The sequence below is a fragment of the Myroides indicus genome, from assembly GCF_004364575.1.
GTDB lineage: Bacteria > Bacteroidota > Bacteroidia > Flavobacteriales > Flavobacteriaceae > Flavobacterium > Flavobacterium indicum_A.
The window spans coordinates 25,530-50,215 of sequence record NZ_SOAG01000019.1 but is presented as its reverse complement, the minus strand read 5'-3'; the positions used below and the strand labels follow the sequence as shown (position 1 = coordinate 50,215).

Sequence of the window (24,686 nt, the reverse complement as noted above, 5' to 3'; positions counted from 1 at the left end):
GTTTGTATGTCAAAATAAGGTATTTTTGAACAATAATAAAAAAATAATTGCTTGATATGAAATTAAAAAACATACTGAAATCTCCGCAAGGAATTGAAGAGCTGTTTAGGAAATATTTGGTCGATGATAAGATTTATGTTAATGATGACCTCTCTTTCCTGGTAGATTTAGTTCATATTTTCAGACCGAAAAATGTTGACAAAATTAATAGAATTTCTATTGAGCCACTTATAATATATTTAAAAACGCATGAGACTGAATGCTTTGCATTATTGGAATATTTAAAAACGCTGATGCTTGATCGACGTTTTAGCCGAATGGTATCTGATGCGGGTATTTTACAGGATTCCGACTTTTTATACGAGGTTAAAAAACGGCTTTGGGCAAAAGTATTACCTTATCAGCCGCCTAAAGATACTTATGAGTATATATTAAATCAGGTTTTTTTCAAACATACAGATATACAGTGGGTGTCCTTAATACCTGAAGAACAGATTTTAGAACTTTTGAAGGAGCTTAATGTACAAGATATTTTTGAAGAAAATAAAGAAGGAAGTGTTTTAAGTGAATTAATGAATTCTATCGGGCTTATTACACAGCGGATGAGCGGAAGAGCTATGGAAAGTTCGATTATTAGAATGGTTCCTGAATACTCACATCTGGAGAGCCCGTTTTTGGCATTGGAAAATGAAGTTGTTGCAGTAGAGCAAAGCATTCGTAAAGGGGAAATAAAGTTTTTAACGCCTGACGATATCAATTACAAACAAATAAAAGTCTTACATAAACAGTGTTTAGATTTTGTAAGTCAGGCATTTAAAAATAGCTCAAAATTTGGTATTTCCATAAAAGTCAATCAGGGACTATTGCGTTTAAGACAGCAATTGCAGCGAACAGACGAATTAATTTCGCTGCTTGTTTTAAATGATGAAGAAAAAGAAGCAGCATTAAAGAATACCAAAGATCTTGCTTTGCAGCTTATAGAGTACAATTGCTATAAATATAACGTAACCCAGTTGGTTAAAGAAAGTACCCAATCCATTTCATATGAAATAACACAACATACTGCCAAAACCGGAGAACATTACATTACCAGTACTGCAAGCGAATACTGGCATATGCTAAAATCGGCTATGGGAGCGGGAATTGTGGTGGGTTTTTTGTGTATTTTTAAAATATTTGCCCACAATGCAGATACCAGTGCTTTCGGGCATGCCTTTTTGTATAGCTTAAATTATTCCTTTGGATTTGTTTTAATTTATTTGCTTGGTTTTACGCTGGCTACCAAACAGCCTGCAATGACAGCGGCAACTATTATAAAGGCGATTGAAGATGGAAGAAAAAAGCATATAGAAAGTGGAGAAAAACACATGGGGTTTGCCAAGCTATTTGCTCGCTTGTTTCGTTCGCAGTTTATTGCTTTTATAGGGAATGTCATTTTAGCTTTTCCGATAGCCCTTATACTTATCTGGTTAATTGATATGGCTTTTGGCGTTAATATTGCAGGAGATGCGCATACCTGGCAAACTATGCTGATTGATGCAGATCCTATCGAATCAAGAGCCTTGTTTCATGCAGGAATAGCAGGAGTATTTTTGTTTTTATCCGGGATTATTTCAGGTAATATTTCCAATCGAAATAAGCACAATCAGGTATATTACCGCATTCAGGAGCACCCGTGGCTAAAACACAATCTGGGCGCTGAAAAAACAAAGAAACTGGCAGGCTGGGTAGAAAATAAGTGGCCGGGAATAATGTCTAACGTTTGGTTTGGTGTTTTTATGGGAACTTGCGGAACAATCGGTACTTTTTTAGGTTTGGGTATTGATATACGGCATATTACATTTGTCAGCGGAAACATAGCGTTAGGCTGGTATGGTTCAGGCTTTAATGCACCTACAGCAATGCTTGTATGGGCAGTTATCGGACTGGGACTTGTAGGTTTTATGAATTTTATGGTAAGCTTTAGCTTGTCTCTGCTTTTGGCATTCCGATCAAGAAATATTCCTCTTAAAGAAACATTGGAATTGATTAAAGCAACGTGGAGATACTTCAGAAGTTTTCCGATGGAGTTTTTCCTTCCTACTCCAAGCAGCATAGTTGTCGAAAAGAACGAGGAAAAATAAACTCACAAATATATATCAAAGGATTTCAACAAAGATTTACCCGCATCAGAGTGAATCAGATATGATTATCATTTTGTACTGTCGTTGTTTGCTTCGCTTTGCTTTTCTCTTTTGTGTTTGAGGCTGTCTTTTAGAATATTGGCTTGTTCGGCAAATTCGAGTTTGGATATATTGATGTAATCTTCTAAATTGTGAATATTGCGAGCTAATTTTCGCAGGGAAGCTCTGTCGCTTTTGATAAACAATTCACTTTGTTCTTGAGCCTCCTCGTGGCTGAATCCCAGTTTTTCGAGCATGACACCTCCTACATAAACCGCAGAGAAAAAAGTTTCTCTATATACCTCGGTTAAGCCGTCTTGCAAGTATTCATAGGCTTTTTTCCTGTTTTTTGCACGTACTATTATTTCCACGTTCGGAAAATTTTTGCGCAATGTTTCCACCAGCTGATGATTTGCTTCAGGAGGATCTATAGCAGCAATAACATAGTGAGCGTTTTCCACTCCGATAGACTTAAGAATATTGATCGAAGTAGCGTCGCCATAATAAACATTAAAACCCAATTTCCGTAAGTGATCAACCCGTTCGGCATCGTTGTCCAAAACCAGTGTTGGAATATCGTTTGCCTGGAGCAATCGTCCGATGGTAGTTCCAAAATCTCCGAAACCAGCGATAATAACTTTCTTTTCGGGACTGATATTGGATAAATCATCATAGGGCTGAGGTACTTTGGCAGAAGGAACCAACCCCAAATAAGGAGCAATCCATTTTTCGTTTAATAAAAGCAAAATAGGCGTGACAACCATAGATAGAGCCGTTGTGGCAAGTAAATAGTCATACCATTCCTGATTGATAAGATTAACGGTTTTTCCCAATGCTAAAATTACAAAGGCAAATTCTCCTATTTGAGATAGTAAAATCGCAAATAAAAAAGATTGATCTTTTGGGAATTTTTTCCATTTTCCGATTGCCAAAAGGACAATTGCTTTCAATGCCATACTTCCAATCAACAGTCCTAAAATTACGAGAGGTTTGTTTACGATGATTTGAAAATTAATTGTAGAACCTACCGCAATAAAAAATATGCCCAGCAAAAGAGCCTTAAAAGGTTCAATGTCGCTTTCCAGCTGATGTTTGTATGGATTATTTGCCAAAACAACTCCGGCAATAAAAGCGCCGAGAGCCGGACTTAAACCTACCTGCTGCATTAATAAAGATACCCCTATAACGAGAAGAAGTGCTGAAGCAGTGTAAATCTCTCTGATTTTTAATCTGCCAACTGAGCGGAAAAGAGGGTTTATGATGTGATTTCCAACCAGATATATTATAGATATGGCTCCTAATATAGCTAGCGTTTTCATAAACACCGGTGCGCCGTCCAGCCAACTATTATGAGTTGTTGCAATCGCTGTTTTATTTCCAACTGCCAATAAAGGAATGATAGCCATAATCGGGATGACCATGATATCTTGAAATAAAAGTACGGCAAAACTCGATTTCCCTGCATTGGATTTGTTCAATCCCCGTTCTGAAATGGTTTGTAAAATAATGGCAGTAGAGGACATGGTAACAACAAATCCTATTGTTAAAGCCGTTCCTATTGGCAAATGCAAGAAAAAATAAGCAATTAAGGTTACAAGACCTATAGTACCTGCTCCCTGTGCTGTTCCTAATTTTATAATCTCATTTTTTATTTTCCAAAATTCTTTCGGGTCTAATTCTAGTCCGACTAAAAACAACATCATAACCACGCCAAATTCTGTGGCATGCATGATATCTGCTCCGTCATTTCCGACAAATTTAAAAACAAACGGACCTATTAATACGCCGGCAAATAGATACCCCAAAACAGATCCCATCCCCATTTTTTTGGAAATAAGTACACAGATAACAGCAGCAAATAAAAATACAAAGGCTTGGGTTAAAAACTCATTCATTTTTGGTTCATTGTTTTTTATTTAGTGGTACACATCGAATTATAGTAGGCGAAAATTTAAGGATAATATATTGAAAACAAATGTTCTGCCATTAACTTCTAATTTCAGGTCAGTTTTCTTTTCAACTTTACAAAGTTATGAAAAGATAATTGAGAAAAATGTTTTAAGACAAAAAATACAGATTGTTTGCAGAATTAATAATTGATTTTTGAACTACTTTTGTACAGTAACTATTCTGTTAAATGATCCGAAAAATTATACATATTGACATGGATGCTTTTTATGCTTCTGTAGAACAGCTTGATTTTCCGGAATTAAAAGGAAAACCCATTGCTGTTGGAGGTGGAGGTGATCGCGGAGTAGTTGCAGCGGCGAGTTATGAGGCTCGGAAATTTGGAGTAAGAAGTGCGATGAGCGGAGTATTGGCAAGAAAGAATTGTCCCGAACTGATTTTTGTTAAACCAAGGTTTCAGCGCTATAAAGAAATATCCCAGCAAATCAGGACTATTTTTTATGAATATACTGATTACGTGGAGCCTTTGTCTTTGGATGAAGCTTTTTTAGACGTTACTCAAAATAAGATGGGAAACCCTAGTGCAACATTAATTGCTGAAGAAATTCGCAACAAAATATGGAATCAGACGCAACTCACAGCCTCGGCAGGTATTTCAATCAATAAGTTTCTGGCGAAAATAGCCAGTGATTTTAATAAACCCAACGGACAAAAAACAATTAAACCTGCAGAAATTTTGCCTTTTTTGGAAAGCCTGGAGATTAAAAAATTCTTTGGAATAGGAAAGAAAACGGCAGATAAAATGTATCACTTGGGTATCTTTACTGGAAGTGACTTAAAAAGCAAGTCTCAGGATTTTTTGGAAAAGCACTTTGGAAGATCAGGTTTAGATTATTACCATATTGTTCGAGGAATTCATAATTCACCTGTCCGCCCAAACAGAACCATCAAATCCATTGGAACGGAACGCACATTTGAAGAAAATTTATCTTCCGAGATTTTTATTCTTGAAAAGCTGGAGTATATTGTAGAAGATTTAAGTTTTCGGTTGAAAAAACAAAATGTGGCAGGCAAAACGATAACTTTAAAGATTAAATACTCTGATTTTGTACAACAGACCAGAAGCCATACTGTTCCGTATTACCTATCGGATAAAGAATTGCTATTGGATATTGCCCGAAACCTGCTTTTTCAGTCAAAATTAAAAGAATCGGTTCGCTTGATAGGCGTTTCTGTTTCAAACCTGAACTCTGACCAAAAGAAAAAGCCTATTGCCGTTCAGCTTAGATTTGATTTTTAATGTTTTTTAATAAATTAAATGATGATAAAACCACCCTATCTAAAAAAAGGAGATAAAATAGCTATTGTCTGCACAGCCCGAAAATTTAGTAAAGAAGAAGCGCAGCCGGCCATCCAATTGATGGAATCATGGGGATTACAGGTTGTTTTAGGCGAGACTATAGGGAAGGATAATTTTCAGCTGGGAGGTACTGATGAAGATAGAGTTAACGATTTTAATAAACAATTGGCTAATCCTGAAATAAAGGCAATATGGTGTGCTCGAGGTGGTTATGGTACAGTTCGGATTATTGATCAAATTGATTTTGGTTTGTTGACAAAAAGTCCTAAATGGATTATTGGCTTTAGCGATGTTACGGTTTTACATAGCCATATCCACAAGCTAGGCATCGAAACTATTCACGGCATAATGGCATTTAGTGTTCCAAAAGCAACGGAAAAAGCTAAAGATACTCTATATCATGCACTATTTAACGGAAGGCTGGAGTATAAAATAAAATCCTGCGAGCTAAATAAATATGGAAATGCACAGGGAGAGCTGGTGGGCGGTAATCTTTCTATTTTGTATAGTTTATTAGGATCTCCGTCTGCAATAGATACAAATGATAAAATTTTGTTTATTGAAGATTTGGACGAATATTTGTACCATTTAGACAGAATGATGTACAATTTAAAGCGCAATGGAGTTTTAGATAATCTTAGAGGAATGATAGTCGGCGGAATGACTGATATGCATGACAATGAAATTCCTTTTGGTCAGAAAGCTCATGAGATTATACTATCTGCAGTATCAGACAAAATATACCCGGTTGTTTTTGATTTTCCTTCAGGACACGGAGCAGAAAATAATGCGCTTATTTTAGGGCGAAAGATAGTTTTGGAAACCAATCCACAAGAGTCTGTCTTAAAATTTGAAGAGCATGGCAGAGCATTATGATTTAGGAAAAAGAGGCGAACAACTGGCAGTTGAATACCTAAAAGAAAAAGGATACTTTATACTTAAACGCAACTGGCGATATGAAAAAGCAGAAATAGATATTATTGCGATGGACGAAAACACCTTGGTTTTTGTCGAAGTAAAAACGCGTAGCACACTGGATTTTGGCTTACCCCAAGAGTTTATTACCAGAAAAAAGATAAATCTGATGATTTTGGCAGCAAATGCTTACACAGAACAATATAAAAGAACGGAAGAAATTCGCTTTGATGTATTAGGAATTCATCAAAAAGGAGATGCTATTGAAGTATTTGAGCATTTAGAAAACGCATTTTATCATTTTTAAAAATTATTTATAATTCATCAAAAAATAATCGAATATATAAACTTTGTTTTTTTAATATAAAATTATTGATTAGTCTTTTATTAAATGTTAATTGTTTTAGAGTATAATGGTCGTTGAAGAATTTGTTGTTTTAAAAAAGTCTTAATAAAGTTTGCTCCTTATTTAGAATCATTTTACATTTGCGCAAATTAAAATAGTTCTAAATAACATATATAAGATGAAAATACTAAATACCCTTCTGTTTACTCTTAGCGGAGTTGTGGTAAGTATTGCGCAAACAACAACCGTGAAAGGAAGAGTTGTTGATGAGAGCAATAAACCTGTTTCTTATGCTTCTGTTTTTATTGAAAATTCAGGAATTGTAGCCCAAACAAATGACAATGGAGAGTATCTGTTAAAAGATGTTTCTACAGGAAAACATTCACTAAAAGCAATGCTTGTAGGATATGCATCATCTGTGCGAGAAGTAAATATTGCCAAAAAGGAGGAAATAGTAAATTTTGTATTGGTTACGGATAGCCAGTTAGAAAACATTACTATTTATGGAAGAAGTAATAAAAACACAAAACAACTTCAAAATTTGACGCGTCTGCCTTTAGGAATCCAGGATCAGGTACAGTCAATCAGTATTGTGCCGGAACACGTTATTAAAGAGCAAGGTGCTTTAACAATAACAGATGCTGCGCGCAACGTAGCGGGAGTAACGCAGTTTGCCAGTTATGGAGGAGTAAAAGAAAGTATGTCTATGCGGGGTTTTAGAGGGACACCGGTTTTGCGAAATGGAGTGGGAATGGATTCGGATTTTAGAACCGCATCCGGAATTTCGGATATGCAAGGAGTTGAAAGCGTTGAGGTAATTAAAGGATCAGCTGCCATATTGCAAGGAATTGGAAACGGATTAGGTTCGGCCGGAGGAGTAATTAACCTGGTTACCAAAACGCCTAATTTTAGAAACAGCCGCGAAATTGGTTTTAGAGTAGGAAGTTATGGACAAGTAAGACCAACTGTTGATTTTGAGCAGGTTTTAGATAAAAAAGAAAGTATCTCTTTTCGTTTTAATGGTGCCTATGAACGAAATGACGGATGGCGTACTTATGTAAATAACGAACATTTTTATATCAATCCATCGTTAACCTGGAAAATTGATGATAAAACCAAGTTGTCAGTTGAGATGGATTATTTAAACGGCGATAATACTCCGGATAGAGGAACTGTAAATCTGGCTCCGGATTATGTAGAAGCACTATATAAAATGCCGCACAATAAATTTTTGGGATTTAAAGGAGACAATGTAAATGTTAAAACTCAAAACTACGTAGCGAGATTTGAAAGACAGCTGACAGATAAATTAAGTTTTAGAACTTCTTACGCAGCTTCTATTTACAAAGATCACGGAAGAGCAACCAGTGTTTCTACCGTTAAAAGAAAAACAAGTATAGAAAACTGGAAAGATTTCCAAAATATAAGAAGAACTGTTTCGAAGAGCGAAAAAGGAGATTACAATTCTGTTTTTCAGGCAGACTTAGTAGGAAAAGATATCTTTACCGGTATTTTAAAACATACTTTTCAGGTAGGATTTGATTACAGACAAAGTAAAGTAATTTCTGGAAATTCTACAGGGCAAGTATGGGGAACCGATGAAAATGGAAATCCAAAGCTTGTTAATTATACAAATGATATAAATGTATTGGAGGCGATTGACAACACTTTGCCGGACGATATCATCTATGCCGATATAGAAACTAACCGTACAATGACTCCTACAGTAGGTTTTATGGCTCAGGATTATATCCAGTTAGGTGATAAATTTGGTGCCATGTTAGGACTTCGCTATAGCAGATTAAACGGAAACTCTGTTGAAAATGCAGCCGTTTACAGATGGAACCCAATGGTAGGATTAATTTTTAAACCACAAGAAAATATTAGTACGTTTGTTTCCTATACAACTACAAGTAACCTTAGACAGTCAAATTCAAAAATGGCTGATGGCGGATTTGCGGGACCGCAAGATACAAAACAAGTAGAGTTTGGATTTAAATCAAACTGGTATAACGATCATTTAGGAGTTAACTTCACTTATTTTTTTGTAAATCAGGGTAATTTGCTGGCTGAAGTATTAGACGCAAACAATACGCCAACCAATACCTACGCAAAAGTGGGAAGCTTAAAAAGAAATGGCTTTGAGTTAGAAGTTAACGGAAAAATTACAAATAATTTAGAAGTAATATTGGGGTATGCAAATCTATATGCGAGATATCAGGACAGCCCAAATTACGTAGATGGGTCTGCACCAATGAATGCTCCTGAACATACAGCAAATGGTTGGGTAAATTACAAGTTTACAGAAGGTTCATTAAGCGGATTATCTTTAAGTGCGGGAGTTTATTATGTAGGAAAAAGACCAGTTAACGAATATGCCAGAACAGCAGACGGACACGGATCTTTTGTTAATACAAGACCATTTGATATGCCAAGTTATACAACAGTTAACGCACAAGCGGCTTATACTTATAAAAATGCTACCTTAAGTTTGTTTGTTAACAATATGTTTAATGAATTAGGATATACTTCTTATTACCGAGGAGGATACATCAATGAAATAGCTCCGAGAAATTTTGCGGCTCAGTTAACTTATAAATTCTGATAAAAGAATATTTCAAAAGCACGTTTTATTTCGGATAGAACGTGCTTTTTTGTTTAAAAAGTATGAAAACAAAAAAAAGATACACTTTTCGAAAATTAATGAACGATCTCCATTTGTGGTTGGGGATTGCCAGTGCGCTGGTGCTTTTTGTCGTTTGTTTAACAGGAACAATTTATACTTTTAAAAACGAAATAGAAGCTTTTATCGAGCCTGATAAATTTAAAGTAGAAAATACCGGAATCAATCAATATTCTGTCAAAGAGATGTTGACTGTGTTAGAGGAAAACTATACCGGAAAAGTTCAGCGAGTTTCTATTTCAGAAAATAAAAGCAAGCCGGTTGTTTTTTCAATTAATTCAGAAAAAGGAAAAAGAGGAGAGACCTTATATGTGAACCCCTATACAAATCAAGTAATAGGACAAGGAAACGGACCTGCTCACGAGTTTTTTATGACCATCTTTAAACTGCACAGATGGTTGCTTTTAGATATGAACATAGGTCGCCCTATTGTGGGAATCGCAACTATAATATTTGTGATACTATCTGTATCGGGGTTAGTACTTTGGTTTCCCAAAAAAATAAAAGGCTGGAAAAGTATCAAACCGGGATTTAAAATCAAGTTTAAAGCAAACTGGAAGCGCATTAATCACGATTTGCACAATACCTTAGGATTTTATTCTTTGCTAATTATCATTATTATGTCACTGACCGGATTATGTTGGTCGTTTGACTGGTACAGAGATAGTCTGAGTACAGTATTGGGAGCTAAAGTTTTTGGAGGAAGAGGAGAAGCTAAACCGGAATCTTCAACGGATGCCGGAAAAACACTCGATTTATCAGAGGTAATTACAATAGCCAATAAGGAACTGCCATTCCCTTTCAGAACAATGACAATCGTTTTTCCAAAAGATGCCAAAGGAAGTTTTGAGATTGGCAAAAACGAAAAATCAAGGTTCAACGAAACGGTTTATGACAGAGTTTTTATAGATCAATATTCCGGAGAAGTTATTAAAAAAGAAATCTTTGCCGATAAAAAATTTGGTGAAAAATTGGCATATTCTATTCGGGCATTACATTTTGGCGATATTTACGGAGTTTTTTCAAAAATAATTTATTTTGTGGTTTGCCTGATCGCAACAAGTCTGCCGATAACGGGAATTTTTATCTGGCTCAACAAAATGAAGAAAAAGAAAAAACCAGTCCGTTCCAAACAATAACATTTCTTTATCAGTCTAAAATTTTTATCTCCGAGAAAATATGTAACTTTGTAGTTATAACCCAATTGTATTTAATATTATGTATCCAGAAGAAATAGTAAAACCAATGCGTCAGGAATTAGCTGATGCAGGATTTAAAGAATTACATACCTCACAAGAAGTAGAAAGTGCTTTGGCAGAAGAAGGAACAACCTTAGTGGTAGTTAATTCTGTATGCGGATGTGCAGCTCGCAATGCTCGTCCGGGAGCAATCATGAGTTTACAAGGAGATAAAAAACCAAATCATATTGTTACTGTTTTTGCAGGCGTGGATAGAGAAGCTGTAGATACAGCAAGAGAACATATGTTCCCGTTTCCGCCTTCTTCTCCTTCTATGGCATTGTTTAAAAACGGAGAATTGGTTCACATGTTGGAACGACATCACATCGAAGGAAATCCGGCAGAACTGATAGCAGAAAACTTAATGGACGCTTTTAAAGAACATTGCTAAAAAAGATGCCACCTTTAGGGTGGTTTTTTTTATATTTGCCTTTTAACTAAAGGGAATGCAAAAAATAATATCTTACCCGCTTTCTGTTCTTTTTACAATCTGTTTGTTGATTGTTTTACTGGTTTTCCACGTATTGCAATGGCTGGCTTTTAATTTATTCGGCTATCAGGAACACAAAAAAGTGGTGGATTGGATGGTGTGGTGGATTATGTTATGTACAGGGATTTTAGGAACAACCTATAGCGTAAAGATAGAAGAAGAAATTCCTTTGAATAAACCTGTTATTTTTGTTTCCAACCATCAGAGTATGTTTGATATACCAATAATAATCTGGTTTTTTAAAAAATATCATCCTAAATTCGTTAGCAAACAAGAGTTGGGGAAGGGGATTCCGAGCGTTTCTTATAATTTAAAACACGGAGGTTCGGTACTTATTGATCGAAAAGATGCGAAACAGGCACTGACTGCAATAAGAGGATTAGGACAATACATAACAAAATACAATCGTTCGGCTGTTATTTTTCCGGAAGGGACCAGAAGCAGAGATGGAAAACTAAAGCGGTTTTCAGAAAACGGAATTAAAATGCTTTGTAAGTTTGCCCCTGATGCTTATATTGTTCCGCTAACGATTAATAATTCTTGGAAGATGTTTCGCTTTGGAAAGTTTCCTTTCGGATTAGGTGCTAGAATAAATATCTACGCACATAAGCCTATACAGGTAAAAGAATTTGATTTTGAAACACTGATGCATAAAACAGAGGAGTTAATCAAATCAAAAATTAAATAAATTATTAACTAGCCGCTGCTACTCCAACAAACCTACTAAACCAAAATAGCAGATGTAGTTGTCAGGCGCAAACCATGAAGATATGTCAATACAAAATGTTCGATTAGAAGTTATGCGCTTCTTAGAAAAAAATATAGACACATTTGTTGATAGCTACTTAATTCCGGTAGAAAAGATTTGGCAGCCGTCAGATTTGCTTCCGGATTCAGAGAGTGAAGAGTTTATAGAAGAAGTAAAAGAGTTAAGGGAATACGCTAAAGAATTGCCTTATGATTTTTGGGTAGTTTTAGTGGGGGATACGATTACAGAAGAGGCTTTGCCTACTTATGAATCCTGGCTGATGGATGTTGAAGGCGTAAATCAGCGCGAAGGAGAAGGCGGGAATGGATGGGCAAAGTGGATTCGTCATTGGACAGGAGAAGAAAATCGCCACGGAGATTTGCTTAATAAGTACCTTTATCTATCAGGCAGAGTAGATATGAAAGAAGTAGAAATTACAACTCACTATCTGCTTAACGATGGTTTTGATCCGGGTACAGACCGAGATCCTTATAAAAACTTTGTGTTTACCAGTTTTCAGGAATTGGCGACATACATTTCTCATAACAGAGTAGCCAAAATGGCAAAGAAATACGGAGATCACAGATTGTCAAAAATGTGTCGGTTGATAGCTGGAGATGAAATGAGACATCATCATGCTTATTCGGAGTTTGTAGATCGAATTTTTAAAGTAGACCCAAGTGAAATGCTTTTGGCGTTTGTGGATATGATGAAGCGCAAAATAACCATGCCGGCTAACTTACTGCGTGAATCTGGAGGTAAAATGGGAGAAGCTTTTGAATTGTTCTCTGATTCTGCACAACGGATAGGGGTGTATACTTCTCATGATTACATAGAAATTATGCAGAAATTGATAGATAGATGGGAAATATCTCATTTGACTAATCTGACAGATGAAGCAGAAAAAGCAAGAGATTACCTGATGAAATTACCTGCACGTATGACGCGTATAGCAGAAAGAATGACCGTAGGAAGAGAACAGCATATTTTTAAATGGGTACGTCCCGCTTTGATAAAATAAAATGAAAGATAAAGGCATAGAATCAGTTATTTTATTTGTTAAGCAAGAACTTAAAAATGCAGAAGGAGGACATGATTGGTTTCATATTGAACGCGTTTATCGGAATGCCCTTCACATTGCTTCTTTTGAGCGAGAAGCAGATTTAACCGTTGTAAAACTGATTGCATTGCTGCACGATATTGCAGATAGTAAATTTCATAACGGCGATGAAACTATCGGACCCGCTATAGCAAAAAAACTATTACAATCTCTCGATTATGATGAAAATACGATTGAACATGTGGTAAAGGGGATTGAAAATATTTCTTTTAAAGGAGGGAATTTTGAAATTTCTTTTACTTCTAAAGAGTTAGATATTGTACAGGATGCAGATCGATTAGATGCCATTGGAGCAATCGGAATTGCGCGTACTTTTAATTATGGAGGATATAAAAATAATCCAATCCACAATCCATCAGTAGAGCCATCCTTTGGAATGAGTAAAGAAGAGTACAAAGCTCACAAAGGAACTACTATCAATCATTTTTATGAGAAACTATTACTTTTAAAAGATAGGATGAATACAGAAGCCGGAAAAAAAATTGCGATGGAAAGACATCGGTTTATGGAAAGGTTTTTAGCGCAGTTTTATGCAGAATGGAAAGGAGAAGCATAGTTTTTGGCGTAAGAATATAGAATTAATATAAAAAATCGGGTAGAGTTTATTCCAAACTTTACCCGATTTTTGTTTGAGGAATTTTATTTAGAAATAGCATATTTAATACCTCCCCAAGTTCCATTAACATAAACCCCTGTTTCAAAATTGATATAATAGTCTGAAACTTTGTTGCTTGAAAAATTAATACTAATTTTTAATTTAGTATTTTGAGGAGTTTTTACTATGCCAAATTTAGCTCCCTCAAAATGAATGTTTTTCTTTATATTAAAGTTTTTTGTACTTTATGAGTGTGTTGCGCAGTTAAGGATTCTCCCGACAAAAATACTTTAGTAGAAGTAACTTCCATTTGGTTTGATGTAACATTCTTTAAGTTTATTTCATTCATAATCACTCCAATGTCGTCTTTGTTATATCCTTTGCTTGTATAGTCTGAAAAAACTTTACTTGCTTGTTTTAATAGATCGTCTGTACTCAATTTTATGTTATTATTAAATACAAATAGGTTTAAAAGTATTTTCTTTTTGCTGTTTGATAGAGGATTTAGATTACCTAAATTTACGTTTGCAATATTATCATAATTGTTAGGATATAAGATTGATGTACTATAATTATTATGATTATCTATATCATTATGAGATATATTATAATGCTTTTGATTATAGGTTCCTATATTGTTTAATGCATATTCGTCATTCATCATATATATAGCATAAGGTTTTGAACTGAATTTATCCGTAGCTACAAAGTCAGAAATTTTTTTTAGAATTGCTTTCATCTGAGTATCATTAATTGCTATAGAATGATTACTTCTTTTTACTTCAAAATAAGCAAGATTTATTTTAGTATAGAGTTTGTCTGCACTTGCATTTTCCCAATATTTAAATAACTTCCATTTTATTTTAAATGGCCATATTTTTATTTTTAAATATTGCACTTTTTCTCTTTGATGCGTTGTTTTCAAAACAGTGTTATTAAATATAAGAAAATTTTGTACTCTAAATACTGTTTTAATTCGATTCGTACTAGATAGTTTATGGACGCATGTATAAGACCTTCCAAATAGATTTGGAAACCAAGGTCTTTTAAGATTGCTACAATTACTAAAATTATTTGTGTTTGAAGGAAAACCAAAATTATCATTACTATTTGAATGTATAGCTATAGGGGCAAAAGAATAATCTTCTTCAGGGATTTTGAATTGTAGGTCTGAGCTCAAAGGCTTGAATGAAGCTATGTTATTGTCTATTCTATTAAAACCTTCGACAATTTCTATTTGACTGTTTCTGTTTAAAAACTCTGTTAAATGGTTGATTTTATTTTCATTTACAATAAATAATCCTTTTGGGGTGTATGTATAGATAGAATCATTAAATTGTATTTGCCCATTATAATTTAGAACAGAAGCAAAATCATTGTCTTGTATAAAAGTTCTGTTGTCAATATCGATACCTTCTTCCTCTATTTCTTCTTCAGATATATAACTAAGATCACTCATTATTTCTAATGATTTCTTTTCTTTTGAATCTTCAAATCGGTCTGAATATTCATCAAATAATTCACTTGGAATTTCTCCATATACTGTTAAAGGCTCAAAACCTTTATTGTATGCGTCAATAAATAATCTGTTTTTTAATTCTGTGTCTTCTGAATAAATAAAATCTTTAAAATCAGCGGAATTTCCTCTTGCTATAAACATTTGTTTTTCTTTATTGTAGCTTATACTCAATTTTGAATTAAACAATGTTTTCGTAGAATCTGAGGGTACCATTTTAGCATCGTTAAGTAGATTGTCTGTATGACAACTCATTGTTAAAAATAGCATGGCGACAAAAGTAACTTTTAACAAAAATTTCATGGTTTTTATTTAAATTTGGGAGCTAAAATAGTTAAAAAATATGGACAAAAAACATAACAATTCGGGTTTGTTTAAAATTGTTGTTTTATTAAGTCTCTTTATAAGTGTCAACACAATGTGTGTTGCACAGGAAAAAACAAAATCGTTTATTAATTTTGGTTTTCAGGGATTTGAAGCTTCGGTTAATGTTAAATTATACAATGATTTTAATTTAGAGCTTTTCGGAGGAACTGGATTGGGATATAATATAAGTGAAAAAGAAAATGGAAGATCAGGCTTTGATGTGAATGTTGGTTATGAAAAACTTGTTCCTTTTATAAAAGGAGCTTTAAAATGGGATTTTGTCAATAATGAAAACGGCAGAATTTATCTATCATTGCAGTCCAAATATTCGTTTGGGAGCAGGAGTGATTCTTATTTTGAAAAAGTGAACCTTACTGAAATAAATTGTGGAATAGATAGATTCTTGACAAAAAGATTGTTGTTTAATGGTCATTTGGGGATAGGTTATTTCCAAGGAATAGATATTAATGAGGGGGGAACTTCACTTACTTTAGGAGCAACTTTGAAGTATAATATTATAAAATTCTAATTTCGTAGTAAAATCCCCGAAAACGATTTGTTTTCGGGGATTTTTTTATTTTTCAAGTTATTTCACTTCCGAAATTCTAAGAGTGTTAACCATTCCTTTTTCAATAATAGGCATTGCGGCTAAGTTGATGACCATATCGCCTGATTGGGCAAATCCTTTTTCTGCTACCATTCGGTTAATATCTTCAATAGTCTCATCTGTGCTGACGTATTTATCGTAATAAAATGCCTGAACTCCCCATAACAGGTTTAGTTGAGTAATGATTCGTTTATTGGACGAAAAAACCAAAATATTGCTGTTTGGTCTCCATGCCGAAATTTGAAAAGCTGTATATCCACTGTTAGTTAAAGTACAAATGGCTTTGGCTTCTATCTCATTTGCCATAAGAGCGGCGTGATAGCAAATATTTTTAGTTATATAACGATTCGTTTTTATTTGGGGAGGAGTTTGCGGAACTCTTATTAAAGGTGAGTTCTCTACGCTCTGAATAATCTGAGTCATTTTTTCTATTACCTGAATAGGGTGACTTCCAATAGAAGTTTCACCAGATAACATTACAGCATCCGCGCCATCCATAACGGAGTTGGCTACATCGTTTACTTCTGCCCGTGTAGGTGTCAGACTAGAAATCATAGTTTCCATCATCTGAGTTGCAATAATTACTGGAATACGAGCGTTTTTGGCTATATTGACTAATTCTTTTTGAATCAAAGGGACTTCTTGTGCAGGAATTTCTACTCCTAAATCTCCTCTGGCAACCATTAATGCATCGCAATGGGCAATGATTTTTTTAATGTTTTTAACAGCTTCGGGCTTTTCTATTTTAGCAATAATGGGAATTTTGTAGTCCGAGTGTTCTTTAATCAGGTTTTGAAGATCCATAAGATCTTCCTTTGTACGAACAAACGATAAAGCAATCCAGTCGACCTGAGCATTGATGGCAAAAATAGCATCTTTAATATCCTTTTCTGTTAAAGCAGGTAAAGAGACCTTAGTCATAGGAAGATTTACGCCCTTTTTAGATTTTAAAGGACCTCCTTGGATCACTTTTGCTGTAACTTGATCAATATCGTTTGTTTCAACAACTTCAAAGATTAATTTGCCATCATCCAGTAAGATGCGTTCTCCGGACTGAACATCTTTAGGAAATTGTTTATAATTCATATAAACGTTTTTGGCATCTCCTTTGAATTCTTGTTTCGTTGAAAAAGTAATAATGTCGCCTGGGTTTACTATTACATCTTCTGCCATAGTTCCTACGCGTAGTTTAGGACCTTGCAAATCAGCTAATATAGAAGTAGTATATCCGTATTCTTTGTTTAACTCCCGGATGATATCTATTTTCTCCTGAACATCCTTGTAATCAGCATGGGAAAAATTTATTCTAAAAACGTTTACGCCGGCTTTAATCATATTGTGCAACACATCTCTTGTGCTTGATGCCGGTCCTAGTGTTGCTACAATTTTAGTTTTTTTAGGTGTTACCATATTTTTAAAAAATTAGGTTTTGTTTTGATTTTATTTTCTCCGGCTTAATTTCATAAGCAGTGGAGATAATCTTTAGCGAATTCAATTTCTCAATAGTTGCGGCGATATCAAATTGATGATTGGTATTTTCTATTTTTATCAAATAATCAACTGTTTTTAATTCCGGAAATAAATAGCCTTGCCGGGTTATAACCGGGGCTATGCCGGAAAACAAAAGTGATTCTGTCTGATTTTTGGGCTGCAGAAAAGTTTTATTGGAGATAAGCTGCCAAAGGACGTGGTGATCAGAGTCTTCGTATTCAAACAGTACAAATGATCCGGTACCTTCATCCATAGTAATAGCTATATCTTCCGCTCTTCGCTCCAAGAATAAATTTAAAACAACATTGATAAAATAAGCTATTTTGTATTCGTCTTTTCTGGAAGAGTGTAAGGCAATAAGTTTGTAGTCTTCTGTGTCAAAATCATCTAACAGGTATATAGTCGGTGCACTCATATTGAGTTTTTGTTAAGAGCAAATATACAATATTTATGACGGATAACCTTGAAAATACTTGTCATCCAAATTAATAGATTGTTAAAAAAGTGATTTTAAGATTAAATCTTAATTTTTTCCTGTAAGGCAAAATAAGCGCGCTGTGCTGCTTTTTCTTCTGCTTTTTTCTTTGAAGTAGCCCTGCCTTTTGCTATTAGTTTGTTGTCGATATATAGTCGAACACCAAAATATTTGATGTCCTCAGCACTGTTTTCGTCATAAGAGTCAAACTTAAAGGAATGCTTTGACTTCTGGCACCATTCGATTAACAAGCTTTTATAGCTGGTTATTTTTGTTTCTAGTTTTTGAATATCAGAAATTGTGGAAAGGAGTTTGTCATGAATAAACTTTTCGCAAGCCGGATAGCCCTTGTCTAAATAAATAGCTCCTATCAAAGCTTCTAAAAGATTGCCGTGAATATTCTCTCCAAACTGCTGGTTGCCCATTTTGCTTTCTACATTGCAGATCAGATTAAGATTTTTGCCGATAGTGTTGAGATTTTCTCTGCTGACAATTTTAGAGCGCATTTTGGTAAGGTATCCTTCGTCGCCGTTCGGCACTTGAATATAGAGATGTGAAGCTATAACAGATCCCAGCATAGCGTCTCCTAAAAACTCTAATCTCTCGTAGTTGATGGGATTGCCGCTGTTATCGGTTAAATTCATGGAGCGATGTGTAAATGCAATTCTGTAATACGATACGTCAGCTGGTTTGGTACCGGTAATCTGAGATATTTTACGACAAAAATTCCCGTCTTCTGAAGAAGAACGGGAATTTTTCATGAATTTATTCAACAAGCTTCTCATATTGAGATAACTTTTTATAGATCAATTTTTTTCATCAACACACAAGCGTTGTGTCCGCCAAATCCAAAAGTATTGCTCATGCCTACTTTTATATCTCTTTTTTGAGCAGTATTGAAAGTGAAATTCAATTTTGAATCGATTTGGTCGTCGTCCGTAAAATGATTGATAGTTGGCGGGATAATTCCGTGTTTGAGAGAAAGAATTACAGAAATAGCTTCTATAACTCCTGCAGCTCCTAACAGATGCCCTGTCATTGATTTTGTGGAATTCAGGCTCATGTTATATGCGTGTTCTCCAAATACGTGTTGAATAGCTTTAGATTCAGCGATATCACCAAGAGGAGTAGAAGTACCATGCATATTTAGCGCATCTACATCTGAAGGCTGTAAATCGGCATCTCTTAAACAGTTAAGCATTACGTTCATTGCACCCAATCCTTCCGGATGTGGAGCTGTTAAGTGATGAGCATCGGCAGACATGCCACCGCCTCCGATTTCACAATATATTTTTGCTCCGCGTGCTACAGCGTGTTCATATTCTTCTAAAACTAAAGCACCTGACCCTTCTCCTAAAACAAACCCTTCTCTGTCCTTGTCCATTGGTCGGGAAGCAGTTTTTGGGTCGTCATTTCGGGTTGAAAGAGCGTGCATGGCATTAAAACCACCAATACCCGCTATGGTAACAGCTGCTTCTGAACCACCTGTAACAAATAGGTCTGCCATGCCCAAACGGATGTAATTAAAGGCATCTATAATGGCATTAGTAGAAGAAGCACACGCAGATACAGTAGTGAAATTTGGTCCTCTAAGACCGTATTTCATAGAGATATGACCGCTGGCAATATCTGCAATCATTTTAGGAATAAAGAACGGATTGAACTTAGGAATGCCGTTTCCGGTAACAAAATTGGTTACTTCGTTTTGAAAAGTTTCTAAACCGCCAATTCCCGATCCCCAGATTACACCTGCTCGGTCTCTGTTTATAGCATCAAGATTTATGCCTGAATCGTTAATAGCTTCCTCAGCACTAACCATCGCATACTGTGCAAAGCGATCCATTTTGCGGGCTTCTTTTCGCTCAATAAAGTCCTCTGCGTTAAAGTTTTTTACTTCACACGCAAATTGAGTTTTGAAATTGGTAGCGTCAAAATATGTAATGGGCGCAGCTCCGCTTATTCCATTAATTAGGCTGTTCCAATACTCCTGGATATTATTCCCAATTGGGGTGAGAGCACCTAAACCTGTTACAACAACTCGCTTTAATTTCATAAAGTTATGGTTTGTGTTAAAAAAAAATCCCAATTTTCACTTTGCCAAAAAGGAAACATTGGGTAGTTTGTTTGAAATATTTTTAAAGATTGTTTCCAATCTCTCCTTTTTTATCAATAAATTATCAAATAGATAAAATAATAACGCCCACGTGTAAAAAACACGTGGGTTGTTAGTTATTATTTTTTAGCTTCTTCAATGTAAGAGATAGCTTGACCAACTGTAGCAATGTTTTCTGCTTGGTCATCTGGAATTTGAATGTCAAATTCTTTTTCGAATTCCATAATAAGCTCAACAGTGTCTAGTGAATCAGCTCCTAAATCATTAGTGAAGCTTGCTTCTGCTACAACTTCGTTCTCGTCAACACCTAATTTGTCAACGATAATCGCTTTTACTCTTGATGCAATGTCTGACATAATCTTTAATTTTAAATTTAAATTTGTAGGCAAAAATAAAAAACTTTATTTTAAAACCTGCTTTTACATGTTAATTGTCGGTGCGAAATTATAAAAATAATTAATACTTCTCGTTATTTTTCTATTTATTGTCAGTAATTATTCTTTTTTTTGTATCGATTTAATACAATATTACAGCATCTCTATATGAAAAAAATAGCTTTATTCGCTTCGGGTTCAGGAACTAATGTCGAAAATATTATCAATTATTTTGAAAATAAATCAGATATCAACCAATATTTGGTACTAGTAAATAACCCAAATGCTAAGGTAATAGAAAAAGCGGAAAAAAGAAATATTCCTGTAATGATTTTTGATAGAAATATGCTGAATAGTGGGAAAGTAGCAGAAAAATTAAAGGATTTCTCACCTGATTTAATTGTTTTGGCAGGTTTTTTATGGAAATTCCCCGAAGAGTTGGTAAAAGAGTATTCCAATAAAGTAATCAATATTCATCCGGCGTTGCTCCCTAAGTACGGAGGAAAGGGAATGTACGGACATTTTGTTCATGAAGCGGTTGTTAAAAATAAAGAAAAATTAACTGGAATTACAATTCACTATGTAAATGAAAACTATGACGAAGGAGCTGTTATTTTTCAAGCTTCAACAGAGGTGCAACCTGACTTTACCCCAGAAGAAGTGGCTAAAGCAGTGCAGCGATTAGAACACAAACATTTTCCCGAAGTAATTGAACAACTTTTAGCAAAAACGAATTAATGCAATCTCAGATTCTTTTATATACCGATGGTTCGTCAAGGGGAAATCCCGGACCGGGAGGGTATGGGGTCATTTTACACCTCAATAACACAGAATATTATAAAGAGCTTTCACAAGGATACCGATTGACAACCAATAACCGAATGGAATTATTGGCGGTAATTGTAGGATTGGAAGCTTTGACAAAAGAGAACCTATCTGTATTGGTAGTTTCAGATTCTAAATATGTGGTGGACTCGGTAACGAAAGGGTGGGTGTTTGGCTGGGAAAAGAAAGGCTTTTCCGGAAAGAAAAATCCCGATTTGTGGATTCGCTTTTTAAAAGTTTACCGCAAACATCAAGTAAAATTTCAGTGGATAAAAGGCCATAATAATCATCCAATGAATGAGCGCTGTGATCAGTTAGCCGTTGCAGCTGCCTTAAATAAAGACTTGTTGAAAGACAATTATTACGAAGACCACAGAGAAGAAGGGATTTTCTGAAAATCCTTTTTTCAAAAATAACTTATGAGTATATTTGCATCTTCATTTCTTAGCAAAAAACATGAATAAATTACTGATAGTAGGAACGGTGGCTTTTGATGCGATAGAGACTCCTTTTGGAAAGACAGATAAAACATTAGGAGGAGCAGCTACGTATATCGGGTTATCAGCGGCCTACTTTAATGTTAATTCAGCGATAGTTTCTGTAGTTGGAGACGATTTTCCGGCAGAATATCTGGAGCTGTTTAAAAGCAGGAATATAGATGTTTCCGGAATCGAAATAGTACAAGGAGAAAAAACATTCTTTTGGAGCGGAAAATACCGCAATGATTTAAACGTCAGAGATACATTGGAAACGCAGTTAAATGTGTTGGCGGATTTTAGTCCTAAAGTTTCTGAGAATTTTAAGGATGCTGATGTGGTAATGCTGGGGAATCTGCACCCTCTAGTTCAAAAAAATGTATTGGATCAGCTTAGCCGAAAACCCAAGCTGGTTGTTTTAGACACGATGAACTACTGGATGAATCATACACCGGATGAGCTGAAAGAAGTTTTGCAGCGCGTGGATGTCATAACAATAAATGATGAAGAAGCACGGCAATTATCTGGAGAATATTCACTGGTAAAGGCAGCAGAAAAAATACATGAAATGGGTCCGAAATACGTGGTTATTAAAAAAGGAGAAAACGGGGCACTGCTGTTTTCTGGAAAAAAAGTGTTTTTTGCACCCGCATTGCCTTTAAAAGAAGTTTTTGATCCGACAGGGGCTGGAGATACTTTTGCCGGAGGATTTACCGGATATCTTACACAAAGCAGTAATGTTTCGTTCAGAAACATGAAAAATGCCGTTATATACGGTTCAAATTTGGCATCTTTTTGCGTGGAGAAGTTTGGAACAGAACGAATGGAATGTTTAAAACAGGAAGAAGTACAGGAAAGATTGCAACAATTCAGAATGTTAACCCAATTCGATATCGAATTAGCGGAATAGTGTCATAGCTAAGCCCGTTTGGGCTTTTTTTAATTTAATTATAATACTACACAACTAACAAACTATGAGTGACGCGTTAAAACACGAATGTGGTATAGCGGTTTTAAGGTTAAAAAAACCGTTATCATATTACAAAGAAAAGTATGGGTCTGCTTTTTATCCAATACAAAAAATGTATTTGTTGATGGAAAAACAGCATAATCGCGGTCAGGATGGAGCCGGATTGGCAAGTATAAAGCTGGATATGCAGCCGGGAGAACGTTATATCAGTCGTGTGCGTTCTAACCAAGCTCAACCTATTCAGGATATTTTTTCGCAGATAAACGAGAGAATAAACCAAGAGTTGGAGGAGCATCCGGAATATTGTGAAAGCGCGGAGTTACAAAAGAAATATATTCCATATATAGGAGAAGTGTTTTTAGGGCATGTGCGGTATGGAACATTTGGTAAAAACAGCATCGAGAGTGTTCATCCGTTTTTGCGTCAAAATAATTGGGTGCACCGAAATTTGATAGTTGCCGGAAATTTTAATTTAACCAATTCTAAAGAGTTATTTGATGATTTGGTTCGTTTAGGACAGCATCCCAAAGAAATGTCCGATACAATTACCGTAATGGAAAAAATAGGTCATTTTTTGGACGACGAAGTTTCGGATTTATATTATAAGATAAAAGAAGAGGGCTTTTCTAAAAAAGACGCTTCTCCGTTTATTGGAGAAAGACTGGATGTAGGGCGTATTTTAAGAAGAGCTTCTAAAAACTGGGACGGTGGTTTTGCAATGGCTGGAATGATAGGGCATGGAGATGCATTTGTGCTTAGAGACCCGGCGGGTATTCGTCCCGCTTTTTATTATGACGATGATGAAATCGTTGTTGTAGCTAGTGAAAGACCGGTTATTCAAACCGCGTTTAATGTGTCTGCGGATGATATTCGCGAATTGAGTCCGGGACAGGCTATAATTATTCGCAAAGATGCCTCTGTTAATTTTGAGCGGATTTTAGATCCGCTTCCGTTAAAGGCGTGTTCTTTTGAACGCATTTATTTTTCAAGAGGAAATGATATGGAAATTTATCAGGAGCGCAAGGATTTGGGAAAATTAATTTTTCCGCAAGTGCTTGAGGCAATTGACAATGATACAGATAATTCAGTGTTTTCTTATATACCCAATACTTCGGAAACTTCGTTTATAGGCATGCTTGAAGGGGCTCAGGATTATTTGAATCAGCGAAAAATAAAAGATATTTTAGGTCAAAAAGACCGCTTGGATGAAACGGCATTGCAGGAAATTTTATCGGTTAAGCTCCGCACGGAAAAAATAGCTGTAAAGGATGCTAAGCTCCGCACATTTATTACGGACGATAGCAGTCGGGATGATTTGGTGGCACATGTTTATGACGTTACTTATGGTGTAATTCAGCCAACGGATAATCTGGTAATTATAGATGATAGTATCGTGCGCGGAACTACATTAAAGAAAAGTATTATCCGTATGCTGGACAGGCTGCACCCTAAACAAATTGTTGTTGTTTCTGCTGCACCTCAGGTAAGATACCCGGACTGTTATGGTATTGATATGGCAAAATTGGAAGGGTTAATTGCTTTTAGAGCCGCGGTTGAATTGCTTAAAGAACGGAATATGTATCATATTGCAGAGAGTGTTTATGAAAAATCTAAAGCGCAGGTAAATTTAAAAGATACAGAAATTGTAAATTATGTGAAAGAAATTTACGAACCCTTCACAGACGAAGAAATTTCTGCAAAGATAGCAGATATGGTTATAGATGCCGATGTAAAATCAAATGTAAAGGTAGTGTTTCAAACCGTTGAAAATCTACATAAAGCTTGTCCTAAAAATTTGGGAGACTGGTATTTTACAGGTAATTATCCTACGGTTGGAGGAAATAGAGTAGTTAACAGAGCCTTTATTAACTTTTTTGAAGGAAGAGACGAAAAGCCTTATTAAATAAA

22 protein-coding genes are annotated in these 24,686 nt (G+C 35.3%); 15 read left to right on the top strand and 7 right to left on the bottom strand.

The window, feature by feature from the left end:
• Positions 1-56 precede the first annotated feature (56 nt).
• Positions 57-2,123, top strand: coding sequence for a recombinase (locus tag C8P70_RS08925; protein ID WP_133712991.1), 2,067 nt, complete (start codon positions 57-59; stop codon positions 2,121-2,123).
• Positions 2,124-2,191: 68 nt separating this feature from the next.
• Here C8P70_RS08925 and C8P70_RS08920 read toward each other — a convergent pair whose 3' ends face one another.
• Positions 2,192-4,057, bottom strand: a complete 1,866-nt coding sequence (locus C8P70_RS08920) for a cation:proton antiporter domain-containing protein (protein WP_133712990.1) — start codon at positions 4,055-4,057, stop codon at positions 2,192-2,194.
• A 242-nt stretch (positions 4,058-4,299) separates the two neighbouring features.
• Between C8P70_RS08920 and dinB the strand changes: the two genes are divergently transcribed.
• The 9 genes from dinB (at position 4,300) to C8P70_RS08875 (ending at position 13,526) form a co-directional block, all read left to right on the top strand.
• Positions 4,300-5,370 (top strand): DNA polymerase IV, encoded by a 1,071-nt coding sequence (gene dinB, locus C8P70_RS08915; RefSeq protein WP_133712989.1) that lies wholly within the window; start codon positions 4,300-4,302, stop codon positions 5,368-5,370.
• 21 nt (positions 5,371-5,391) lie between these two features.
• Positions 5,392-6,306, top strand: coding sequence for a S66 peptidase family protein (locus tag C8P70_RS08910; RefSeq protein WP_133713018.1), 915 nt, complete (start codon positions 5,392-5,394; stop codon positions 6,304-6,306).
• On the top strand, positions 6,290-6,652 hold the full coding sequence (locus tag C8P70_RS08905; RefSeq protein ID WP_133712988.1) for a YraN family protein: 363 nt from the start codon (positions 6,290-6,292) through the stop codon (positions 6,650-6,652). Before C8P70_RS08910 ends, C8P70_RS08905 begins: the two co-directional genes overlap by 17 nt.
• A gap of 217 nt (positions 6,653-6,869) precedes the next feature.
• Positions 6,870-9,296: a TonB-dependent receptor gene (locus tag C8P70_RS08900; protein ID WP_133712987.1), complete on the top strand. Its 2,427-nt coding sequence runs from the start codon at positions 6,870-6,872 to the stop codon at positions 9,294-9,296.
• A 62-nt stretch (positions 9,297-9,358) separates the two neighbouring features.
• Positions 9,359-10,513: a PepSY-associated TM helix domain-containing protein gene (locus C8P70_RS08895; protein ID WP_208293396.1), complete on the top strand. Its 1,155-nt coding sequence runs from the start codon at positions 9,359-9,361 to the stop codon at positions 10,511-10,513.
• Positions 10,514-10,592: 79 nt separating this feature from the next.
• On the top strand, positions 10,593-11,003 hold the full coding sequence (locus C8P70_RS08890; protein WP_133712986.1) for a BrxA/BrxB family bacilliredoxin: 411 nt from the start codon (positions 10,593-10,595) through the stop codon (positions 11,001-11,003).
• A gap of 55 nt (positions 11,004-11,058) precedes the next feature.
• Entirely contained in the window at positions 11,059-11,790 is a 732-nt protein-coding gene (locus C8P70_RS08885) for a lysophospholipid acyltransferase family protein (RefSeq protein ID WP_133712985.1), read from the top strand.
• 82 nt (positions 11,791-11,872) lie between these two features.
• Positions 11,873-12,871 carry an acyl-ACP desaturase gene (locus C8P70_RS08880; protein ID WP_133712984.1) on the top strand — a complete coding sequence of 333 codons (999 nt, stop codon included), beginning with the start codon at positions 11,873-11,875 and terminating at the stop codon, positions 12,869-12,871.
• Position 12,872: 1 nt separating this feature from the next.
• On the top strand, positions 12,873-13,526 hold the full coding sequence (locus tag C8P70_RS08875; protein ID WP_133712983.1) for an HD domain-containing protein: 654 nt from the start codon (positions 12,873-12,875) through the stop codon (positions 13,524-13,526).
• Between the two features lie 262 nt (positions 13,527-13,788).
• Here the strand turns inward: C8P70_RS08875 and C8P70_RS08870 are convergent, their stop codons facing one another.
• Positions 13,789-15,384, bottom strand: a complete 1,596-nt coding sequence (locus C8P70_RS08870; protein WP_133712982.1) for a hypothetical protein — start codon at positions 15,382-15,384, stop codon at positions 13,789-13,791.
• Between the two features lie 40 nt (positions 15,385-15,424).
• On the opposite strand from C8P70_RS08870, the gene C8P70_RS08865 reads away from it, so the two are divergent.
• Complete coding sequence (locus C8P70_RS08865; protein WP_133712981.1) at positions 15,425-15,976, top strand: hypothetical protein; 552 nt, start codon at positions 15,425-15,427, stop codon at positions 15,974-15,976.
• Positions 15,977-16,033: 57 nt separating this feature from the next.
• Here the strand turns inward: C8P70_RS08865 and pyk are convergent, their stop codons facing one another.
• The 5 genes from pyk to C8P70_RS08840 form a co-directional block, all read right to left on the bottom strand.
• A complete protein-coding gene (gene pyk, locus C8P70_RS08860; RefSeq protein WP_133712980.1) occupies positions 16,034-17,464 on the bottom strand; it encodes a pyruvate kinase in 1,431 nt (476 codons plus the stop codon).
• Between the two features lie 4 nt (positions 17,465-17,468).
• Positions 17,469-17,960 carry an IPExxxVDY family protein gene (locus tag C8P70_RS08855; RefSeq protein WP_133712979.1) on the bottom strand — a complete coding sequence of 164 codons (492 nt, stop codon included), beginning with the start codon at positions 17,958-17,960 and terminating at the stop codon, positions 17,469-17,471.
• A gap of 101 nt (positions 17,961-18,061) precedes the next feature.
• Complete coding sequence (gene rnc, locus C8P70_RS08850; protein WP_133712978.1) at positions 18,062-18,805, bottom strand: ribonuclease III; 744 nt, start codon at positions 18,803-18,805, stop codon at positions 18,062-18,064.
• A gap of 14 nt (positions 18,806-18,819) precedes the next feature.
• A complete protein-coding gene (fabF, locus tag C8P70_RS08845; protein WP_133712977.1) occupies positions 18,820-20,073 on the bottom strand; it encodes a beta-ketoacyl-ACP synthase II in 1,254 nt (417 codons plus the stop codon).
• A 179-nt stretch (positions 20,074-20,252) separates the two neighbouring features.
• Positions 20,253-20,489: an acyl carrier protein gene (locus tag C8P70_RS08840; RefSeq protein WP_002988156.1), complete on the bottom strand. Its 237-nt coding sequence runs from the start codon at positions 20,487-20,489 to the stop codon at positions 20,253-20,255.
• Positions 20,490-20,675: 186 nt separating this feature from the next.
• On the opposite strand from C8P70_RS08840, the gene purN reads away from it, so the two are divergent.
• The 4 genes from purN (at position 20,676) to C8P70_RS08820 (ending at position 24,681) form a co-directional block, all read left to right on the top strand.
• Entirely contained in the window at positions 20,676-21,245 is a 570-nt protein-coding gene (purN, locus tag C8P70_RS08835) for a phosphoribosylglycinamide formyltransferase (protein ID WP_133712976.1), read from the top strand.
• A complete protein-coding gene (rnhA, locus tag C8P70_RS08830; RefSeq protein WP_133712975.1) occupies positions 21,245-21,727 on the top strand; it encodes a ribonuclease HI in 483 nt (160 codons plus the stop codon). Before purN ends, rnhA begins: the two co-directional genes overlap by 1 nt.
• 61 nt (positions 21,728-21,788) lie before the next feature.
• Positions 21,789-22,718: a PfkB family carbohydrate kinase gene (locus tag C8P70_RS08825; RefSeq protein ID WP_133712974.1), complete on the top strand. Its 930-nt coding sequence runs from the start codon at positions 21,789-21,791 to the stop codon at positions 22,716-22,718.
• 64 nt (positions 22,719-22,782) lie between these two features.
• Positions 22,783-24,681: an amidophosphoribosyltransferase gene (locus tag C8P70_RS08820; RefSeq protein WP_133712973.1), complete on the top strand. Its 1,899-nt coding sequence runs from the start codon at positions 22,783-22,785 to the stop codon at positions 24,679-24,681.
• Positions 24,682-24,686: the final 5 nt, after the last annotated feature.